This window comes from Gluconacetobacter sacchari, from assembly GCF_014174255.1.
GTDB lineage: Bacteria > Pseudomonadota > Alphaproteobacteria > Acetobacterales > Acetobacteraceae > Gluconacetobacter > Gluconacetobacter sacchari.
In genome coordinates, this window is sequence record NZ_JABEQJ010000035.1 from 15,012 (window position 1) to 35,847 (window position 20,836).

At 66.3% G+C, this 20,836-nt stretch carries 18 protein-coding genes; 15 read left to right on the forward strand and 3 right to left on the reverse strand.

Translation table 11 applies throughout. The annotated features are described in order from the left end of the window. Positions 1-49 precede the first annotated feature (49 nt). From HLH48_RS19360 to HLH48_RS19405, 10 genes are all read left to right on the forward strand, one after another. Positions 50-940 carry a glycoside hydrolase family 76 protein gene (locus HLH48_RS19360; protein WP_182999121.1) on the forward strand — a complete coding sequence of 297 codons (891 nt, stop codon included), beginning with the start codon at positions 50-52 and terminating at the stop codon, positions 938-940. Continuing rightward, the gene (locus tag HLH48_RS19365) at positions 937-2,229 is read left to right on the forward strand and encodes an extracellular solute-binding protein (RefSeq protein ID WP_182999122.1); all 1,293 of its coding nucleotides are present in this window, start codon (positions 937-939) and stop codon (positions 2,227-2,229) included. The genes HLH48_RS19360 and HLH48_RS19365 overlap by 4 nt, the downstream gene beginning before the upstream one ends. Further along, positions 2,226-3,098, forward strand: coding sequence for a sugar phosphate isomerase/epimerase family protein (locus tag HLH48_RS19370; RefSeq protein WP_182999123.1), 873 nt, complete (start codon positions 2,226-2,228; stop codon positions 3,096-3,098). The genes HLH48_RS19365 and HLH48_RS19370 overlap by 4 nt, the downstream gene beginning before the upstream one ends. A gap of 5 nt (positions 3,099-3,103) precedes the next feature. Then, the gene (locus tag HLH48_RS19375) at positions 3,104-4,027 is read left to right on the forward strand and encodes an ROK family protein (protein WP_182999153.1); all 924 of its coding nucleotides are present in this window, start codon (positions 3,104-3,106) and stop codon (positions 4,025-4,027) included. Positions 4,028-4,034: 7 nt separating this feature from the next. Next, positions 4,035-4,937: a carbohydrate ABC transporter permease gene (locus tag HLH48_RS19380; RefSeq protein ID WP_182999124.1), complete on the forward strand. Its 903-nt coding sequence runs from the start codon at positions 4,035-4,037 to the stop codon at positions 4,935-4,937. Then, positions 4,937-5,755 (forward strand): carbohydrate ABC transporter permease, encoded by an 819-nt coding sequence (locus HLH48_RS19385; RefSeq protein WP_246387559.1) that lies wholly within the window; start codon positions 4,937-4,939, stop codon positions 5,753-5,755. The genes HLH48_RS19380 and HLH48_RS19385 overlap by 1 nt, the downstream gene beginning before the upstream one ends. Further along, positions 5,752-6,960: an ROK family transcriptional regulator gene (locus tag HLH48_RS19390; protein WP_182999126.1), complete on the forward strand. Its 1,209-nt coding sequence runs from the start codon at positions 5,752-5,754 to the stop codon at positions 6,958-6,960. The genes HLH48_RS19385 and HLH48_RS19390 overlap by 4 nt, the downstream gene beginning before the upstream one ends. A 44-nt stretch (positions 6,961-7,004) precedes the next feature. Continuing rightward, positions 7,005-8,120, forward strand: a complete 1,116-nt coding sequence (locus HLH48_RS19395; RefSeq protein ID WP_182999127.1) for an ABC transporter ATP-binding protein — start codon at positions 7,005-7,007, stop codon at positions 8,118-8,120. Positions 8,121-8,276: 156 nt separating this feature from the next. Next, complete coding sequence (locus HLH48_RS19400) at positions 8,277-9,374, forward strand: phosphotransferase (protein WP_182999128.1); 1,098 nt, start codon at positions 8,277-8,279, stop codon at positions 9,372-9,374. Beyond that, positions 9,371-10,723 carry an aspartate aminotransferase family protein gene (locus HLH48_RS19405; RefSeq protein ID WP_220795211.1) on the forward strand — a complete coding sequence of 451 codons (1,353 nt, stop codon included), beginning with the start codon at positions 9,371-9,373 and terminating at the stop codon, positions 10,721-10,723. The genes HLH48_RS19400 and HLH48_RS19405 overlap by 4 nt, the downstream gene beginning before the upstream one ends. A gap of 13 nt (positions 10,724-10,736) precedes the next feature. Here HLH48_RS19405 and HLH48_RS19410 read toward each other — a convergent pair whose 3' ends face one another. Both HLH48_RS19410 and HLH48_RS19415 read right to left on the reverse strand, forming a co-directional pair. Further along, on the reverse strand, positions 10,737-11,165 hold the full coding sequence (locus HLH48_RS19410; RefSeq protein ID WP_182999129.1) for a DOPA 4,5-dioxygenase family protein: 429 nt from the start codon (positions 11,163-11,165) through the stop codon (positions 10,737-10,739). Further along, complete coding sequence (locus HLH48_RS19415) at positions 11,162-11,824, reverse strand: NADPH-dependent F420 reductase (RefSeq protein ID WP_182999130.1); 663 nt, start codon at positions 11,822-11,824, stop codon at positions 11,162-11,164. Before HLH48_RS19415 ends, HLH48_RS19410 begins: the two co-directional genes overlap by 4 nt. Positions 11,825-12,133: 309 nt before the next feature. Here HLH48_RS19415 and HLH48_RS19420 point away from each other — a divergent pair, with 309 nt between their 5' ends. The 5 genes from HLH48_RS19420 to HLH48_RS23830 all read left to right on the forward strand — a co-directional run bounded on the left by HLH48_RS19420 (position 12,134) and on the right by HLH48_RS23830 (position 18,105). Continuing rightward, the gene (locus tag HLH48_RS19420) at positions 12,134-12,757 is read left to right on the forward strand and encodes a nitroreductase family protein (RefSeq protein ID WP_182999131.1); all 624 of its coding nucleotides are present in this window, start codon (positions 12,134-12,136) and stop codon (positions 12,755-12,757) included. A gap of 167 nt (positions 12,758-12,924) precedes the next feature. Beyond that, complete coding sequence (locus HLH48_RS19425; RefSeq protein ID WP_182999132.1) at positions 12,925-13,137, forward strand: heavy-metal-associated domain-containing protein; 213 nt, start codon at positions 12,925-12,927, stop codon at positions 13,135-13,137. An 869-nt stretch (positions 13,138-14,006) separates the two neighbouring features. Then, positions 14,007-16,091 carry a TonB-dependent siderophore receptor gene (locus HLH48_RS19430; protein WP_373320161.1) on the forward strand — a complete coding sequence of 695 codons (2,085 nt, stop codon included), beginning with the start codon at positions 14,007-14,009 and terminating at the stop codon, positions 16,089-16,091. Continuing rightward, on the forward strand, positions 16,009-17,805 hold the full coding sequence (locus tag HLH48_RS19435) for an ABC transporter ATP-binding protein/permease (RefSeq protein ID WP_182999134.1): 1,797 nt from the start codon (positions 16,009-16,011) through the stop codon (positions 17,803-17,805). Before HLH48_RS19430 ends, HLH48_RS19435 begins: the two co-directional genes overlap by 83 nt. 99 nt (positions 17,806-17,904) lie before the next feature. Next, positions 17,905-18,105, forward strand: a complete 201-nt coding sequence (locus HLH48_RS23830; protein WP_182999135.1) for a helix-turn-helix domain-containing protein — start codon at positions 17,905-17,907, stop codon at positions 18,103-18,105. Positions 18,106-18,333: 228 nt separating this feature from the next. Here HLH48_RS23830 and HLH48_RS19445 read toward each other — a convergent pair whose 3' ends face one another. Continuing rightward, positions 18,334-20,718 (reverse strand): heavy metal translocating P-type ATPase, encoded by a 2,385-nt coding sequence (locus tag HLH48_RS19445; protein ID WP_182999136.1) that lies wholly within the window; start codon positions 20,716-20,718, stop codon positions 18,334-18,336. Positions 20,719-20,836: the final 118 nt, after the last annotated feature.

Below are 20,836 nucleotides of genomic sequence, written 5' to 3' on the forward strand. Positions count from 1 at the left end.
GCTGCATGCCCATCGTGACGGCGGCGATGTTCATGCCTGGCAGCGTTTCGTGACCGTCAGCGCCCTGGCGGGATACGAGGCGGCGTCGCATGACCGTCGCTTTCACACGCTGGGGCTGGCGCTTCTCGCCGACCGCCGTGGGCTGGACGGCAATGACGACGATCTGTGGGTCGCCGAGGCGGCGCTGGACATGGCCGAACTGGAGGCGGACCCGGCGCATCGGCGCGATGCGGCGATGGACGCGGCAGGCATCTTCGATCGTCTCGCCGCCGATTATTGGGATACGACCTGTGGCGGCGGCCTGTGGTGGGATCACGCGCGTACCTACAAGAACGCGATCACCAACGCGCTTTTCATCGATGTCGCCGCCCGTCTGTATGGCGCGACGGGCACGTCTCGCTACAAGGGGTGGGCGATGAAGGGTTGGCGCTGGTTCGATGCCAGCGGCATGATCGCGGCGTCCCATGAGGTCAATGACGGCCTGGACGCACGCTGTCGCAACAATGGCGGCGTACCCTACAGTTATAATCAGGGCGTCATTCTCGATGCCCTGCGGCGCCTGTCGGTTCTGACGGGCGATCGCCGCCTGCTGGACGAAGCCGCCCGGATCGCCCGAAAGGCGATCGACGCGCGCGGAACGCCGGCAGGAGGCTTCCGGGAGGCCCAAGAGCCGATGAGCGTGGACAGCCGGATTTTTCGCGGCATCTTCGCGCAGGCCCTCGGGCGCCTCGCACCGGCATTGCCCCCCGGCGAGGACCGTCGGCATGTCGGCGCCTGGCTGCGCGACCAGAGCGCGCACCTGTGGAAGACCCGGTCCCCAGCCGCGCTGTTCAATGCCACCTGGGATCGCACGGCCTTTCGGCCCTCGGCGCAGGCACAGGTCACGGCGGCCGATCTGTTCGTCGCGGCGGCGCGCGCCTCGGGGGAACGCGCCCGATGAGGAGAGGTCTGTCGATCATCCTGGCGGGCTGCGCGCTGCTTTTCGGCCAGCGGGCGTCGGCGGGAAGCCTCACGGTGTTCTGCTCGTCGAGCGGCGCGGAAATGGCGCTCTGCCGGTCCGAAACCCAGGCCTGGTCCCGCGCGACGGGAAACACGGTGACACTCGTCCCGCTGCTGTCCGACTGGGGCACGATCCTGCCGCTCTATCGGCAACTTCTGTCGGCGCAGAAGACGATGGTCGATATTCTGGTCATGGACGGAACATGGCTGGGCACGCTGGCTCCCATGCTCGGCACCATCGCGCCGGCGCCCGATGATGGCGATCTGGCGCCCGGTCCGTTCGTCAGCGCCGGGCGCGAGGTCGCGCTCCCATGGTACCGCGATATCGGTCTGCTGTTCTACCGGCGCGACCTGCTGGAAAAATACCGCCTTCCCGTGCCGCAAAGCTGGGACGACCTCGCCGCCGAGGCGCGCACGATCCAGAACGCCGAACGGGCGCACGGAGACGGGTCCTTGTGGGGCTATGTCTGGCAGGGCCGGACGGCGGAAAGCCTGATATGCAATGCCCTCGAATGGTTCGGCCCCGCCGGGGGCACCATCGTTGCCGAGAGCGGGGCGGTCGATCTCGACAACGCGGACGCGCGCGCGGCTCTGGCGCGGGCCGCGGGCTGGATCGGCACGATCTCGCCCGCGGGCGTCCTCTCGGACGACGAGGAAGCGGCGCGCGGGGTTTTTCAGGACGGCCATGCCGTGTTCATGCGGAACTGGGTCTATGCCTGGGCGCTCGCCAATGATCCGCAGAGCCCGATCGCGGGAAAGGTCGGGGTCGCGCCGCTGCCCCGCGCACGCGCTTCCGAACCGCCGCGCGGCGTCGATGGCACGGTCTATCTCGGCATGGCGCGCGGCACCGCCCATCCGGCGGAGGCGCTTTCGCTCATGCGCTATCTGACGTCGCGCGCGGTCGAACGGGCGCGCGTCGTCACGGGGGCTTATATCCCGGCGCGCCGATCGCTGCTCGACGAACCCGACGTGCGCGCGGCCCTGCCTGTTCTCGCGACGATCCGGTCGGCGCTGCTCCATCCCGTCCTGCGTCCGATGGCGCAGACCGGCGTGGATTATCCCCGTGTGGCCTGGCTCGCGGCAAACGGCTTCCACGATGCGTTGCGCGACCGGCACGATGCCCCGGACACGCTGCACCGGCTTGCGAACGTTTTCGAGGTCATGGCCCACCGTGGCCAGTGGCCCGGAAGGCCGGCGGACAAGAACGCTCTTCAGGAGAAGACAGAATGACCATTCAGATCGGAACGGCCCCGGACGCCTGGGGCGTATGGTACGCCGAGGATCCCCGCCAGACACCGTGGGAGCGTTATCTCGACGAGGTGGCGCAGGCCGGTTATGGCTGGACCGAACTGGGCCCGTGGGGCTACCTGCCGACGGACCGTTCCCGGCTCGCGGAGGCATTGGCCGCGCGCCATCTCGGCCTGTGTGGCGCGGCGGTGGTTCATCCGCTGGCGGAGGCGAACGCCCTGGAGACCCTGCGGGCGCGCCTGCGGCCATTGTGCGAGACGCTGGTCGCCACCGGCACGCCGTGGCTCCTGCTCATGGACGATTCGGACGTCTATCCCACCCGGCAGGGGCGTATCGCATCGCCCGAAACATGGCGGCACATGATGGGCGTCATCACCGAGGCCGGGCGCGTCGTCGCGCAGGACCATGGGCTGCGGCTTCTCTTTCATCCGCATGTCGGCACGGCGGTCGAAACCGAGGAGGAAATCCTCCGTCTTCTGGCCGACACGCCGGAAGACCTCGTGGCCCTCTGCTACGATTTCGGCCACCACGCCTATACCGGCGCGGATGCGCTGGCCTTCATGCGCGCGCATGCGGACCGGATTCCCTATTATCACTTCAAGAATCTGGACGGTTCCATCCATGCCCGCGCGATGGAGGCGGCCACGCCGTTCATGGAGGTGTTCCAGAACGGCGTGATGTGCGAGCTGGACAGGGGGGTCATCGATTTCGCGGAAGTGGTGGCCTTTCTCAAGGCGCGGAATTTCGAAGGCTTCGCCGTGGTCGAGCAGGACATGTATCCGTGCCCGCCGGAAAAGCCGCTGCCCATTGCCCGGCATAACCGCGAAGCCCTGCGGCGGCTCGGCCTGTGACGGCAATGCGGGCGCCGTCCTCGTACGCCATCGGGATCGATGTCGGGGCAACCAAGGTCGCGGCGGCCTGGGTAAACCTGCATGACGGCACGCTCGGGCCCGTCAGCCGCATTCCAACCCGCCGCGACGCGCGGCGGGAGGCGATCGTAGACGATATCGTGGCGCTGGTCGGCACAGCCACACCTCCCCCCGGCCCGGACGCCATCGCAGCGGCCGGCGTGGGCGTGGCGGTTCCCGAACTGGTTGACCTGCGCGGCGAAATCCGCAGCGCCTGGAATTTCCCGCTTCCCGGTCTCGTCGAGCGCCTGACGGCGGTCGCCGGCGCGCCTGTCAGGGCGGAGAGCGACGTCCGTGCCGCCGCCCTCGCCGAAGCGCGCTTCGGCGCGGGGCGGGGCTGCGACAATTTCGCGTATTTCTCTCTCGGTTCCGGGATGAGCTACACACTTTGCCTCAACGGTCGCCCCTACGCGGGCGCGCACGGTTTCGCCATCCATTTCGCGAGTTCCGAAATGGCGGTGCCGGTGCGCGATCGTTCGATGCTCGCGGCCGCCATCCCCGAAGACTACGCCTCGGGCCTGGGCATGGCGCGCCTGTGGGAGGAGCGGGGGGGCGCGCCGCTGCCGCAAGGGGTCCATAGTCTTGAAGGGCAGGCCGCCCTGGGCAATCCACGGGCGCTGGGGGTCATCGCCGATGCCGCCGGAATGGGGGGGCGCCTGATCGCGCAGGCGGTGAACATGCTCGACCCCGAGAAGCTCATTCTCGGCGGCGGGCTCGGCTGTTCCACCGGGCTCTACAGAACGCGGCTTGAAACGCAGATCCGCGCCCATATCTGGGAGCGGTCATGTGCGGATATTCCGCTGCTCGTGGCCGAACTTGGCGAGGAAGCAGGCATCATCGGCGCGGCTCTGGCCGCGTGCGCGGCGCGATAGGCGCCGGATGTCGCGCGGCAGCCTGACGCACAAGATGCCCGCATGGCAGCCATGGGCCTTGCTGCTGCCCGCGCTCGCCACGCTGGCGGCGCTGGTGCTGGTCCCGTTCGTCCAGACCGTGATTCTCGCCTTCAGCCACGATCCGCACGGCTTCGTTCCCGCGCGGCCGGGCGCGACGTTCGAGAATTTCCATATCCTGCTGGGCGATCCGGGCTGGTGGCGCGCGGCGCGCACGACGGTCGCGTTCGCGCTGGCCGCCGTTCCGGCCGAGACGGCGCTGGGCGTGGTCCTGGCCGTGCTGCTTCGTCAACTGGGCAGGCGGCCGCGCGGGGCCGTGCTGGCGGTCATGCTGCTGCCCTGGGCCGTGCCCGGCGTGGTCGCCGCGCGGCTGTGGGGCTGGATGCTCAACGACCAGTACGGCGTGCTGAACGCGGTACTCGTCGATGTCGGGCTGATCCGCCACGGCGCTGCCTGGATGGCGAACCCGGCCGGGATGCTCTTCGTCATGGTCATCGTCGACATATGGCAAGCGACGCCCTTCATGACGCTGCTCGCCCTTGCCGGGCTCCAGGCCGTGCCGCCGGACGTGGTGAACGCCGCGCGCATGGACGGCGCGAGCGGCTGGCAATGCTTCGTCCATGTCACCCTGCCTCTGCTCCGGCCGACACTTGCCGTCGCGGCGCTGTTCCGCCTGCTCGACGCGCTGAGAATGTTCGATCTTTCCAGCGTTCTCTACGGCGCGGATATGAACGGCATGACCCTGTCCGTCTTCGTTCAGATGCAGATCGTGCAATTCGGCGCGGCGGGTTACGGCGCGGCGTCGGCGCTCGCCACGCTGGGGGTCATCGGCCTCGTCGCCGCCCTGTTCTGGCGATGCGCCATCCCGCCGCGCCGCGGGGGCGATCGCTGATGCGCCCCGCCCGTCTCTCCTGGCGCTGGCTGGCCCTGGCCGCGGCATGCGTCCAGACGATTCTTCCGCTGTACTGGGCAGTCGTGACGTCCTTCCGGCGGGGGCCGCAACTTTTTTCGACCGCGTTGCTCGCCCGTCCCGATTTCGGCAATTATCGCGTGGTGCTGTCGGAGCCCACATGGTGGCGCGACGCCGCCAATTCCCTGGTCTCGGCCGCCGCCGTGGGGCTGATCGCCCTGTTTCTGGCGCTTCCCGCGGCCTATGCGCTGGGGCGCATGTCCTTTCGCGGGCGCAGGACGGTTCTCGCCCTGCTGCTTGGCTGCGCGATGCTGCCGCAGATCGCGATCCTGTCCGGCCTGTTCACCATCATTTCCCGCCTCGGCCTCTATGACCGGCTTGGGGGCCTGATTTTCGCCGATCTGTCGTTCGCGCTGCCCTTCGCGATCTGGCTCCTGGCCGGCTTCTTTCGCGATCTGCCGCGCGATCTCGACGAGGCTGCCGCGTTGGATGGATGCGGCCTGCTGCGGCGCCTGGCGATGATCCACCTGCCGCTGATCTGGCCGGGCATCGTCGCGACCGGCCTTCTGATTTTCATGAACTGCTGGAACGAGTTCCTTTTCGCCCTGGCCTTCACCCTGAGCGAGTCCGCGCGTACACTGCCGGTCGGTATCGGCCTCATCTCCGCGTCCGGCCGGTTCGAACTGCCTTTCGGAATCATCATGTCTGCTTCCCTGCTCGCGACGCTGCCTCCTGTTTTCCTCGTCCTGCTGTTCCAGCATCGCATCGCGGCGGGGCTGACGGCGGGAGAGGTGAAATGACCGAACATGACGTGCCCGACGGCGCCGGACAGGCCTTCTCGCGCATCTACAACCGGCGCCTCGTTTTCGAACTGCTGCATCAGAACGGGCCGTTGAGCCGTGTGGACATCGCGCAGCGCGTCGGCCTCAAGCCGCAGACGATTTCGGGCATTACGCGCGAACTGCTCGATCAGGGGCTGATTCGCGAGGCCGGGCGGTCCACGGGGTTGCGGGGGCAGCCCCAGACCTACCTCGCGCCCAATCCCGAGGCCGGCTACGCGATCGGCATGCACGTGGATCGCGGGCGGATTTCGGCCGTCCTCGGAGATCTCCTGCTCAATATCGTCGCCCGGGCCGACTGGTCGGGCGATACCGGCAATCCGGTGGACACGATGGCGGTCATGGCGCGGCTGGCCGGCCAGCTCATGACGGACAGCGGCATCCAGCACGCGGCGGTCTGGGGGCTCGGCCTCGTGCTGCCGACGCTGAACGCCGACATGTATGAAGTCGAGATGCGCATGCCTGGCTGGGAAATGTGGCGCGGCTTCGATCCGATCGCCGACCTGGCCGGTCGGCTCGGGATTCCGGTCCTGATGGAAAACGATGCCACGGCGGCGGCGGTCGGCACGCTCCTTCACCAGTCCGGCGGGTCGCTGCGCAATTTCGTGCTTGTCTATATCGGGTATGGAACCGGCGCGGGCATCGTCGTGGACGGCATGCCGATGAAGGGCGTGCATGGCAATGCCGGCGAATTCGGCCTGCTGCCGGCACCGGGCGGCGAAGGCGTGATCGACGACCAGCTTTCGCTCCACGCCGTCGCGCGCTTGCTGGACCAGCCCGTGGAGGAACTGACGCCGGACAGGCTGGCGGACCTGCATCGCCGGCGTGACAGCCGTCTCATGCACTGGCTGGAAGATGCGGCCACGACCCTGCGCTACCTCATTTCAATCATGGAAACGGCCTTCGATCCCGAGACGGTGCTGCTGGGCGGCACGATGCCGGAATCGATCCTCTCGGCACTGGTCGAACGGGCCTATCCGCTTCTTCCGTCCCTCAGCGCCATCCGCGCGCGCGACCTGCCGCGCTTTTCCGTCGCCAGCCTCGTGACGGACGGTCCCGTCATCGGCGGCATGAGCCTGCCGATCTTCGTCAATACGCGCTCGGACTTCCATCATCTCTATATCCGGCACGCCGCGGGCGACGAGCGGCCTTTCGATCATCGCTGACCGCGCGTTTCGGCGTCCTGACTTTTCCACGGAGCCTGCCGCCCATGGCCCTCGTCGAACTGAAGAACATCCGCAAGACCTATCACGCGGAAGAGATCGTCCGGGGCGTTTCCCTGTCCGTCGCGCGGGGCGAGTTCGTGGTCTTCGTGGGCCCGTCGGGCTGCGGCAAATCGACGCTGCTGCGCATGATCGCGGGGCTGGAGGACATCTCGTCCGGCGAACTGCTGATGGACGGCCAGTTGATGAACGCGGTCGAGCCGGCCAGGCGCGGCCTGGCCATGGTGTTTCAGTCCTACGCCCTTTATCCGCACATGACGGTGCGGCGGAACATGGAATTCAATCTCAGGCTCGCGAAGCTTCCGGCCGCCGAACGCGCGCGGCGCGTGGAGGACGTCGCGCGCATTCTCAAGCTGGACTCCTGCCTCGACTGCAAGCCCGGCGCACTGTCCGGCGGCCAACGGCAGCGCGTCGCCATCGGGCGCGCCATCGTGCGGAACCCGAAGCTGTTCCTGTTCGACGAGCCGCTGTCCAATCTCGACGCCGAGTTGCGCGGGCACATGCGGGTCGAACTCGCGATGCTGCATCGCAGGCTCGGCGCGACGACCATCTACGTGACGCACGATCAGGTCGAGGCCATGACGATGGCGGATCGGATCGTCGTGCTGCGCCAGGGCGCGATCGAGCAGGTCGGCACGCCGCTCGACCTCTATCTCCACCCGCGCAACCGCTTCGTCGCCGGATTCATCGGCAGCCCGGCGATGAATTTCATCCCCCTGACCATCCTGAAAACCGGGGGTGCCGAAACGCGTGTCGCACTGTCCTGCGGGGTTCATCTCACGCTGCCGATCGGGTGCCCGTCACGGCTGGCCGGCACGTCGGCCACGCTGGGCATCCGGCCGGAGCACATTCATGTCATGGATGGCGCAGACGCGCCGCTTCGGGGCACCATCCTGACCGTCGAACATCTCGGGGCGCTGACGTTCCTGCATGTTCGCCTCGGGCGGGCGGAAACGGTGGTGATCCAGGTCGGGGGGTATCGGGACGGCCGGGTCGGGGCCGACCTGTCTTTCTGCTTCCCGCCTGCATCCTGCCACCTCTTCGATGTCACGGGCGCGTCGGTCGCCCGGATGATGGCGGACGAAGCGCCGTCGCAGGCCTGACGGCACCGACAGGGTCGAGACCGCCGGAGGCAAGACGCGCCGCGCGGACGCGATCCGGCTGCGCGGACCGGACAATTGACAGCAATTCCGGCACGCAAATATAGTCCAGCCCGGCACCTGTCTCGATCCGCCCGTCCGCTGGAAAGGCCCCGGCCCTTGCCCGACACGCCCGCCCGCATGCCGGACATCGCCCTGCTGGGCGACCTGGGCTCGACCTTCGTGTCGATCGCGCGGGACGAAGCCATCGATATCCTGAAACGTTTCTATGGCCTGACCGCATCGGTGGCGCGGCTGGAGACCGAAAAGGACGACACGTTCCGCGTCACGCCCGCCTGCGGCGACAGCCTGATTCTGAAAATCGCCAACCCGGCCGAGGACCCGGCCGAGATCGAGGCGCAGGCCGCGCTGCTGACGTTCCTGGAACGGACGGCGCCGCACCTGCCCACCCCGCGCGTGATGGCGGGCCGCGAGGGTGCGGCGATCGTCACCTTTCAGGACCGCGCCGGCCAGACACGCCGCGCGCGCGTCATGACCTACCTGCCGGGCCAGCCCCTGGACCGGCTGGACGCCGGCGCGGTGCTCCGCCGCGATGTGGGGCGGATGCTGGGGCGATTGCGCCTGGCGATGGCGGCGTTCGATCATCCGGGCTGCCATCGGGTCCTGGCCTGGGATGTCCGGCATGTGACGAAGCTTGCGCCCCTGCTCGACCATGTTCACGACCAGCGGCGGCGCGAGGCGCTCGCGGAGGCGATGCGCCGCCTGACCGGCCTCTCGCAGCGTATCGCCGGCCTGCGCCGGCAGGTCGTGCATAACGATTTCAACCGCTCCAACCTCATCATCCGCGACGATGGCGGCCCCCGGCTCGGCGGCATCATCGATTTCGGCGACATCGTCCACACCGCGATCGCGATCGACGTCTCCACCGCGGTCGTGAACCAGTTGCCCCGGACGCTCGACGGCGCCTTCCGCGACGATCTGTTCCGCGACGCGCGCGATGTGGTGCGCGGCTACCTGGCGGCGGCCGACCTCGATGACGAGGAACTGCGGCTGATTCCGCACCTGGCGATGGCGCGGATCGTGGTGCGATCCCTGATTTCACTGTATCGGGCGGCGCTGCTCCCGCATAATGCCCGCTATATCCTGCGTAATACCGAACCGGGCTGGGCCCAGCTCGACTGGCTGCTGAAACGCGATCCGGACCGGATGTCCGCCCGGTTCCTGTCCGATCTCCGACATCGAGGCCCCAGCACATGACGTCCGTGAAACAGCCCGCGACGATGGTCAACGCCTTCGATCCCGCCCGTCTGGGCGATCTCGACGCCGAAACGCGCGGCATGATCGAACGGCGCATGCGCCTGCTCGGCCCGGCCTATCGCCTGTTCTACGAACAGCCGCTGCGCGTCGAACGGGGCAGCGGCCCGTTCCTCTACGACCAGAACGGCGTGGAATATCTCGATGCCTACAACAATGTCGCCAGCGTCGGCCACGCGAATCCCCGCGTCGCGGCGGCGATCGCCGGGCAGGCCGCGCGCCTGGCCACGCACACCCGCTACGTGCAGGAGCCCATCCTGCGCTATGCCGAATCGATCCTGCCCAGCTTCGGCGGCAGGCTGGCCGAAGACGGCCATATCATGTTCACCTGCACCGGGTCCGAGGCCAACGACCTGGCATTGCGCATCGCCCAGCATCGCACCGGGCGCGACGGGATCATCATCACGTCCGAGGCCTATCACGGCAATTCCCAGCTCACGGCGGGGTGCTCGCCGTCGCTGGGGCGCCGCGCGCCGCTGGGCCCATGGGTCAGGCAGGTGCCCACGCCCGATTCCTATCGCCTGCCGCGGGAGACGATGGTGCCCTGGTTCGTCGAACAGGTGGCGCGCCAGATCGACGACCTGGAACGGCACGGCAACGGGATTGCCGCCTTTATCTGCGATTCCATTTTCTCGTCCGATGGCATCTACGACGATCCGGTCGGTCTGCTGGCACCGGTGGCGGATCTCGTACGCAGCCGGGGCGGGGTCTTCATCGCCGACGAAGTCCAGGCGGGCTTCGGGCGCACGGGCACGGCATTCTGGGGCTATCGCCGCCACGGCGTCGACCCGGACATGGTGACGATGGGCAAGCCGATGGGCAACGGCTTTCCCGTCGCGGCCGTCGCCGTCCGCCCCGACATCATCGCGGGCTTCGGGTGCGACATGCGCTATTTCAATACGTTCGGCGGCAACGCGGTGGCGATCGCGGCCGCCCAGGCCACGCTCGACGTCCTGCGCGACGACGCCCTGTCCGAGAACGCGGAGCGCGTGGGCAACCATATCCGCGCCGGCTTCGCCAGGTTGCGGCACCGTTTTCCCGTCATCGGCGATATTCGCGGCGCCGGCCTATATGTCGGCGTCGAGATGGTCACGGACCCGGCGAGCCGGCAGCCCGACGGCGCGCTGGCGGCGCGCATCGTCAACGGCCTGCGCGACCGGCATATCCTGATCTCCGCGACCGGCTTTCACGCCAACACGCTCAAGATCCGCCCCCCGCTGGTGTTCACGACGGAGAACGCGGACCGGCTGCTGGATCAGACCGAAGCGCTTCTCGACGCTCTGGCCGGATAGGCCGCGCGGCGCCTCACGCGCGCGCGGGCACGACCGGCGCGGTATTGGGCACCCCGGCGCCATCCGCGTCGGGCGCATCCTCCGGCAGGCGTTCGCCCAGCAACGCCAGGCGCGGCCCAAGCCACGCGCCGGCAACCAGATGATCCCGGCGCGGGTGGCGGGTGTTCGGATGGATCAGCACGCTCAGGCCGCCATGATTGAGCATCAGCCACGGCACCAGCGTCGCGAACAGCGCGGTTTCGAACGCGATCTGGTACATCGGCAGCGTATGCGGGCCCACCGGCACCTCATGCCAGCGCCCCAGCCGGACGGCGAAGCGATCGGCGAGGGCGCCGCGCAGGTCCCCGGCCGCCGCGCGCTCCGCCGGGCCGTCGAAATAGACATGAGCATGATAGCTGGCGATCGTCTCGACCTGGCGAACCGGCTCGGGCATCGGGGTCATCCGGCCTTCCATTGCGCTGTCCGTTCCGGCCGGGCGTCGGCCAAGGCCTTTTTCACCCCCGCGAAGTCCAGGTCGGCGGCATAGACCGGCGTGCCGGGCTGCTGCCGCCACGAATCGTCCAGGCCCCCGGCATCGACCGGGTCGAAGCCCAGGTCGTTCACCAGGTCCAGCACGATCGCCTTGGCGACCGGGTCGTCCCCCGCGACCGGCAGGGCGATCCGCCCCGGCGTGCCCTGCGGCCTGCCGTTCTCCAGCAGGTGCAGCGAATAGATGGTGTTGAATGTCTTGACGACCGGATGCGCGATCATCCGCTCCACCCAGCGGCTTTCGGGCAACCCGTCCTCGATCGCCGCGATCCGGCCATCGCGCTGCTGCGGGTAATAATTCCCGGTATCGACCACCGGCAGCGCCCTGGGCACGTCCGCGAACAGTCCATGGGGCAGGGACGGGACGTTCTTCTCCGGGATCGTCAGCACGATCAGATCGACATCCTTCACCGCCTCGCGCGGCGTCACGGCGGTCGCCCCGGTTTCCGCCGCCAGGTCGTCCAATGTTTCCGGTCCCCGGGAATTGGCCACCAGAACGATATGTCCCAACGCCGCCAGCCGGCGCGCCAGCGTGCCGCCGATATGCCCGGCGCCGATAATGCCGATTTTCATAGGTGCCTCCGTTGCAGGTGGCCTGTTAGCTATGAACGGCACCGAAGGCGGGCAAGGGGTGCGCCCAGCGGTTCTTTTTTAAAAAGAGCCCCAGCGCCCGCACAACACCGCGCGTCCGCCAGCGATCTTCCTGCGTCCATGCGCGGTGTCGATGCAGGAATGCACGTACCGCGCCCTTGCGGCGATGCCACGATTATATTGCATTTGTTCCGTATGATATACAAATAACGAATAATCGTTGTAAGAATGGTATTTTCCTGACAGCATGGAACTAAATCCGTTCCAGCCAAGCATGAAAGGCCGATCGCCATGACTGACCTGTCCAGGACCAAAGCCTCCGGGCGCGTGTCCGAAACCCCCGTGGAGCCCCTGATCCTCGACCGCTGGTCGCCCCGGGCCTTCGCCCCGGCCCCGATTGCCGAGGCCGACCTGCTGGCCCTGCTCGATGCCGGCCGCTGGGCGCCGTCCGCCTATAATTCCCAGCCCTGGCGCTTTCTCTACGCCCGCCGGGATACAGCCGACTGGGATCGCTTCCTCTCCTGGCTGATCCCGTTCAATCATGCCTGGGCGCAGCATGCCTCGGCGCTGGTCTATGTCGCGTCGCACACGGTGACCAGCGCGGCGGGACAGGCCGAGCCGGTGCCCGCCCCGACCCACGCCTTCGATGCCGGCGCGGCGGCGGTGCTGGTGCAGGTGCAGGCCGCCCGCGCCGGCTGGGCGACGCACCCGGTCAGCGGCTTCGACCACGAGGTTGCCCGCGCGGGCCTGGAACTGCCGGACGATTATGCGCTGAACGCGGCGATCGTCATCGGCCGGCAAGGCTCGGCCGATACCCTGCCCGAGGGGCTGCGTGCCCGCGAAACGCCCTCCGGCCGCCGGCCGCTGTCCGAACTGGCGTTCGAGGGGCGCTTTCCCGCCCGGGCGGACGCATAGCGCGCAGCCGCGTGGATGTCCCTGTTCATTCTGGTTTCAACATGAGTGTTGCATACCCCCATGGGGGATGATAAGGAGTCGTCAGATACCCTCATATGGTATCGATCCTCTCTTGCTTGCAGACTTCGCGCCTCCCGGGGGCGGATGAAAAAAAGGGAACAGGGCATATGGTTGCCATTGAAAATCTGATCGTCGAAGGCATGTCCTGTGGCGGTTGCTCCGGCAAGCTCAAGCGCGCGCTGGAGGCCCTGGACGGCGTATCCGAAGCCGATGTCGTGCTCGAAGGCGGGAAAGTATCGGTGCAGTACGATCCGGCCGTCGTGCAGGCGTCGAAATTCGCCGAAGTGGTGGAAGAGACCGGTTTCGAACTGGTCTCCTGATCCCGCGATAGAATCCAGGCCGCATCCTTGGGCATAACGAAGAAGCGGCCTGGATGACTGTGACATATGGTTCCGGGTGGCTGCCCGGGGGGCATGCTGCATGCCAATTAGTTTCGATAAAGAAATGATTTGGCGGGGATTTTCATGCGGTACCTGCCCTCGCCAATCATCGGCTATTAAAAACCACTATATAAAACTGTCAAATTGGGCATCAAAACAAGTAGAACAATTATCTTGCGTGATTCGTTTGTTGCTTCTATATACCCATATAGGGTATGGATACTTTCTCTGGCCCGGGCGACTCGATATGTGGTGGGTTGGCTGTCAATCATGGAAGATCGTCTGGATGTCATAACGCCACCGGCGAGTCGTCTTTCCCAGTCGAACAATAGGCTGGTGTCCTGTCTTTTTTATCTGTGTTGCGACGTCAGGCGTCGCATTTTTTAAATGCGTTCTTATCAGTTCAAGAGATGTAATAGTAAAGTGCTTCTGCTCTGCTAAACTGATAGCGTGTTCCGAAATATAAATACAGGCTGTACCGCCGTGGCGCAGGAATCGGTACCACCCTTTTGGATAATACCTGCCATTTCGTTTCTAGTAAGAAACGTTTAGTCGTTTTCATGTCTGCGAAAGGTTCGGTGATGAAGCGATCGGTCGAACATAAGGAAATCCGCCTTTCCGGGGTCTCCCTGCCTGCCCTGCTCTGGGGCGGCGTTTTCATGGGTCTCTGCGCCCCGCCGCCGGCAGGGGCCGCAGATCATCCGGCGGTGCTGTCGCGGTCTTGCAAGACCGCACGGCAGGCTGGCATGCATCGGTGCCATCGCGCGAAGCTCCCCGCGACGGTGTCCCCGACCGCCGCCCCGGTCTCCATGCCGCAGCAGCCCGATTCCGCCGCCGCAAGCAGCGGGCCCGAATCCATCCAGGTTCTCGGCACCGCGGGGTCCTATACCGCCCCCACGGCCGAAGGCTGGGGCAAATCGCCGGTCGCGTTGAAGGATATTCCGCAATCCATTTCGGTCCTCACGCAGGAGCGGATGCAGGATTCCAACATGCTGACGATGACGGACGCCATGCGCGCGATCAGCGGCATCCGCGTCATTCCCGCGTCCACGGCGAACAGCAATTTCTATGCGCGCGGCTACCAGTTGACGACTTCCGTCGACAGCACGCCGAACGTGGCCGGCACCCTGAACAACGCCACCTTCGACCTGTCGATGTATGACCGGATCGAGGTCCTGCGCGGCTCGGCCGGACTGCTGCAAGGCGGTGGCGGGGCAGGCGGCGTGGTCAATGAAGTCACGAAGAAGCCGGGCCGCGCATTCGCGATCAGCGGTGCCGCGACGGTCGGCAGCTTCGACACCTACCGGGCGGACCTGGACATGACCGTGGTCCTGAACAAGGCGAGAACCTTGCGGTTCCGCACCGCCGACCTGTTCGAGGATAATGATTTCTTCTACAAATACGCGCATTCCCGCAAATGGCAGGCCTACGGCGTCCTGGAATGGGACATCACGCCGTCCACGACCTTCACCGTCTCGAACGCTTCCCAGCAGCAGGACATCACGGCTCCTTATTACGGCCTGCCGCTCACCACGGCCAATACCCTGTGGTACGGCGGCCGCGACGCCAATCCGTCTCAGAAATGGGGCTACAGCAATTACATGACGCAGCAGACGATCGCGTCGCTGTCACGGAAACTGTGGGGCGACTGGACGGTCACCGCGCGCGGCACATTCTACGACCAGAGCTACAATACCCTGTATAACGAGCCCTGGAACACGATCGATGCCACGACCGGGCTGCTCCAGTATCGCGACCAGGGCAACGTCGCCTATCGCGGCACCAATTCGTCACGTTCGGCGGACATCTACACGCAAGGCGGCTTCAGGCTTTTCCGTCGGACGCACCACGCCCTTTTCGGCTTCAACTACAATTCCTATGACCAGCTTGTCCGTTATGGCAACGTGACCAGCAACAATATCTATAATGATGTCAGTATCAACGATACGGGGGTGGTGCCGCCGCCGCCGGTCGGCAGCATCAATTATCTGCAAAATTCCGACGGCTACGGGACCGACGATTTCGCCTATCAATGGGGGTTCTACGGCCAGCTTCGCCTCGAACTGCTGAAGAACCTCACCCTGATCCTGGGCGGTCGCGTCTCGCGGTTCTTCGAACATATCCGCAACGTCTCGCCCGCGCCGGCCAGCGGATGGAATCCGGAGGCCAATATCTCGGCGCAACTGACCCCCTATCTTGGCCTGACCTATGACATCACGCTCCATATTACCTGGTATGCCAGCTATTCCAGCATCTTCACGCCTTCTGTCGGCAGGTTGAACTATCACGGCGGGGGCCTGCCGCCACAGACGGGCAATCAGGTCGAGACCGGCTTCAAGGGCGAATATTTCCATGGCCGACTGAATGTCTCATCGGCGCTGTTCCGCCTGGAAAGCGTCAACCAGCCGGCGCAGGACCCGGAACATTCGAATTTCTACGTCACCACCGGCCTGATCCGACGCCAGGGGTGGGAAGCACAGGTCGACGGCCAGATCATCCCGAACCTGGATGTCTCGATCGGCTATACCTACCTTGATACCAGGGTATCGGGCGGCAACCGCATCAACGATTTCGGCGGTATCTACTCTCCCCGCCACATGTTCAAATCCTGGGTTCATTACAACGTGCCGTCGGGCAGGCTGAAGGGCCTGGGCGTCGGACTGGGGCTGGACGCCAATTCGAACCTGCGCGGCAGCTACGCCACCACCCTCCAGGGCGGCTACATGACGCTCGACGGCATGATCGGCTACCATTTTGATAAACATCTGAAGCTTCAGCTCAATGCGACCAACCTGACGAACCGCTATTACTATGAGCGCGCGAGCGGGATATGGCAGTTCAACTTCCCTGCGGCCCCGCGTTCCTTCCTGGCGACACTCCGTGCAACCTACTGACGAAACCCCGCCCCATTCCCTCTCCGATTGGAAAGTCCTGCTACCCTATTGGGTGTCGGAGGAGAAATGGCAGGGCCTGACCCTGCTGGCGGGCATCGTGGCCCTCTCGTTCCTGTCCGTCCAGACGGCGGTCTGGTTCGGGAAGTGGGACCAGCGATTCTTCGATGCCTTCTTCGCCTTCAAGGTCGCGGAGTGCATCGGAATGCTGCCGGTCTACGTGGCGGTCATATTCGTCTCGGTCGGCATTCACGTGACGCAGACCTACATGACGCAGATCCTGTCCATGCGCTGGCGCCTGTGGAACACCCGCGTCTATCTCAGGCAATATCTGTCCCACGAGGCCTATTACCGGCTGGAACACGGGCTGGAAAAAGCCGACAACCCGGACCAGCGGATCGCGGACGACCTGTCCCAGATGACGATCTGGGCGCTCAGGCTCGGTCTCGACGCCATCCAGGCGGTGACGACCCTGCTGTCCTTTTCCGTCGTGCTGTGGGAAATCGGCGGCGCGCTGACGATCCCGTTCCGGGGGCATGACATCCATGTCCCCGGCTACCTCTTCCTGGGTACGGTGGCGGCCACGCTTCTGGCCTCGCTCATACTGGAAAAATTTGGGGCGCCGCTCGTCGACGCCGATTACCGGCAGCAGCATTTCGACGCCGACCTGCGTGCCGGATTGCTCGATATCCGCCGCAATTCGGAACAGATCGCGTTCTATGGCGGCGAGGACGCGGAAAATGCGCGCCTGTCCACCTACCTGTCCCATATCGCGACCAATTGGCGCAGCGTCGTCACCTATACCTGGCGGGCGAACTTCGTCTCCGGTTTCTTCAACGGTACCGCCACCATCATCCTGTGGCTTCTGCTGATGCCGAAACTCATGGCCCACGCCCTGACCTTCGGTCTCTATTCGCGGATCAACGCGGCATTCATGCAGGTGCGCCGCAGCCTGCAATGGTTCATCGACAATTATACCGACCTCGCGACGCTCCGCTCCATCCTCCAACGACTGAGCGAGTTCGAGCGCATCATGGCGCATCCCTTCCAGAAAGGGATCACGCGTCATCAGGTCGATACCAGGGATGTCGAGATCCGCGATCTCGTGCTCAACCGGCCCGACGGCACCCCGATCGCATCGATCGCTTCCCTCGTGATACGCGGCGGCGAACGCTGGATGATCGTCGGTCCGTCCGGCGCGGGCAAGAGCACGCTGCTGCGCGCCATGGCCGGCCTATGGGGCCATGGCAGCGGGGACCTGTTCTTCGACATCCGCCACGCGATGTTCCTGCCGCAGCGCAGCTATATGCCGGCCGGCACCCTGCGGCAGGCCCTCAGCTACCCGCTCGCACCCGGCTGTCATGACGGTCCCGCCTGTGGCACGGCCCTCACGGCGGTCAATCTCGGCCCCTATGTCGCCCGGCTGGATGAAGACGCCGACTGGCCCGCCATCCTGTCCCCCGGCGAGCAACAGCGCCTGGCCGCCGCCCGCGCGTTGCTGCTCCGTCCACGGATCCTGTTCCTCGACGAGGCAACCTCGGCCCTCGACGACGAAAACGAACGCCTGGTCTATGACGCCCTGACCACGCACCTTGCCGGCGCCACGATCATCAGCGTCGCCCATCACGCGGCCCTGCGGCGCTATCACCAGTGCGCGCTCGCGATCGGTCCCGGCTACCCGCGCGCCGAGCGCATCACCACGGCGCGGGAGGCCTGACGCGCAGGGGGGGCGGACAGGGATCTGTCGTGTCGATGTCGTGGCGGGCGCCCCGGCAAGCCTATACAGCGGCTCGGGCAAGGACAGAGGGAGGCGCACGTGCATGGACGGATCAAGGGCGCAAGGCTGCGGGATCTCAGGCAGGCGCGCGGCTGGACCCGGGAAGAACTTGCCGAACGCTGCGATCTGAGCCCGCGTTCCATCCAGCGGTTCGAAGGCGGCTCGCGCATCGCGCGGCAAAGCGCGCAGAGACTGGCGCGGAGATCATCGAAACGGAAACCGACCAATGTGTGGGCATAATATACGCCACGACGGGTTGGATATTCGCGTCAGACCGTCACCTGTCGCTGTTCTTTCAGTCGGACACGGTGCGCGAATTATCCGGCCTGACCGTCCCGTAGTCCTGTACATCTACGTCCGCCAATTCAGCGCCGCCGAATGGGTCGTCGGCGCCGAGGGGCGGCTCTCGATCTACGCGGCGCGCCTGCCAGGCCCGACCGGTCAACTCCCGGATCGCGCCGAGTGATCCTACCCCTGCGCGCCCGAGCGGGCATGCGGCTTCCAGCGGTTCAGCAGCAGGGAATTGCTGACCACCGACACGGAACTCATGGCCATCGCCGCGCCCGCCACGATCGGGTTGAGCATGCCCAGGGCGGCCAGCGGCACGCCCAGGATATTGTAGATAAAGGCAAAGAACAGGTTCTGCCGGATCTTCGAAAGCGTGGCGCGCGACAGCGAAATCGCGTCCAGAACGCTGGTCAGCTCGCTGTTCATCAGCACCACGTCCGCCGTGTCCAGCGCAACGGCCGACCCGCCGCCGATCGCGAAGCCCACATCGGCGGCCGCCAGGGCGGGCGCGTCGTTGATGCCGTCGCCGACCATGCCGACCACGCTGCCCGCGGCGCGGTATGTCTCCACGCCCTCGGCCTTGTGGCCGGGCAGCACGCCGGCCAGGTAATCGTCCACGCCGACCTGCTTCGCCACGGCCGAAGCCGCGCGCTGGTTGTCGCCGGTCAGCATCACGACCCGGATGCCGGCCGCCTTCAGGGCCCTCACGGTCGCAACCGCGTCCGGGCGCAGGCGGTCCGACAGGGCGATATATCCCAGCAGCCGCGTCGCCAGCGCCACGCCGATCACGGTCTTGCCCTCGCTCTCCAGCCGCCCGACCAGCGCATCGTCGACGGCAATCCCGGCATCCGCCAGAAACCGGGGCGATCCCAGGCGGGCGGCGGCGCCGTCAAGCGTCGCCGCGACACCCATCCCGGGTATCGCCTGAAACCCCGCGACCGTTCGCCCGGCCGCGCCGGCCGCCAGGGCATGGTCCACGATCGCGCGGGCCAGCGGATGCTCCGAATCACGCTCCAGGGCCCAGGCGACGCCCAGCAGCTCGGCGTCCGCGCTGCCCGGCGCGGCATGAACGTCGCTGACCGTCGGCCGGCCTTCCGTCAGCGTGCCGGTCTTGTCCATGATGATGGTGGTCAGTTTCTCCGCCTGTTCCAGCGCGTCCGCATTGCGGAACAGAATGCCCGACCGGGCGCCCAGCCCGGTGCCGACCATGATCGCGGTCGGCGTGGCCAGGCCCAGCGAGCAGGGGCAGGCGATCACCAGCACCGAAACCGCCGAGACGAGGCTCCAGGTGGCATTGCCCGTCACCAGCCAGCCGACCAGGAACGTGGCCAGCGCGATCGCCACCACGGCGGGGACGAAGATGTTGGAAACCCTGTCGGCCAGGCGCTGCACGCTGGCCTTCGACCCCTGGGCCTGCTCGACCATCCGGACGATGCGCGCCAGCGCGGTGTCCGCGCCGACGCCGGTCGCCTTGGCCCGCAGCACGCCGTTGGCATTCATGGTGCCGCCGAAGATCTGGTCCTCTGGCGCCTTGAGCACGGGCATGCTTTCGCCGGTCAGCATGGCCTCGTCGACGTCCGACATCCCCTCGATCACCGCGCCGTCGACGGGAATGCTCTCGCCCGGCCGCACGACGAAGATATCGCCGATCCGCACATCGGCCACCGGCCGGTCGACCACGCCGCCCCCGGCCTCGACATGCGCGACCGGCGGCTGGAGCCGAAGCAGGCTCTCGATCCCGGCACTGGTCCGGTTCTTCGCCCGGGTCTCCATCAGCTTCCCGAGCGAAATCAGCGTGATGATGGACGCGCTGGCCTCGAAATAGACAGGTTGGGGCAGATGGAACAGCACCACCACGGCGCTGAAGCCATAGGCGATGCTGGTGCCGAGCACGACCAGCACATCCATGTTGGCCGAACCGCCACGCACCGCGTTCCAGGCGCGCTGGTACAGATGGCGCGCGCAGACCACCTGCACGGGCGTCGCGAACACCCATTGCAGCCAACCCGGCATCATCGCCATGTGCCCGGCCAGCATCCCCGCCATCTGCACGAAGAAGGGCAGGGACAATCCGGCCGTCAGGATAAAGCGGTTGCGTTCGGCCGCCCATATCTGCGCGCGCCTGGCCGTGGCGTCTTCATGCGCGTCGTCATCCAGCCGTTTCGCGCCGAAGCCCGCTTTCTCGATCCGCGCGATGAAGGTCTCGGGCTCCACGATGCCGGGCACGAACACGATATGCGCGCGTTCCGAGGCGAAATTCACGCTCGCCCGCGTCATGGGCAACTTGTTGAGGATCTTTTCGATCCGCGCGGCGCAGGCCGCGCAGGTCATGCCGGACAGGGAGAGGTCGACGCTGCGTTCCTCGACCACGAATCCCGCCTTGCGCACGGCGGCGACGACGGCACCGATCGACGCGGACATGTCGTCCAGAACGACCTGCACGCGTTCCGAGGCGAAGTTCACCGTCGCGGCCACGCCGCCGAGGCGGTTCAGGACTTTCTCGATGCGCGCGGCACAGGCCGCGCAGGTCATGCCCCCAACCGGAAAACTGACCGTGACCGACATTCTTGCTCTCCCCGAGATCTCATCCCTGATCTTATACCCCATACCGGTATTATCAAGGGTCGCGGATTCTTTTTCCGCAGGGCGCCCGCCTCCGGCCGGGCCACGCGCCGGATGGCGG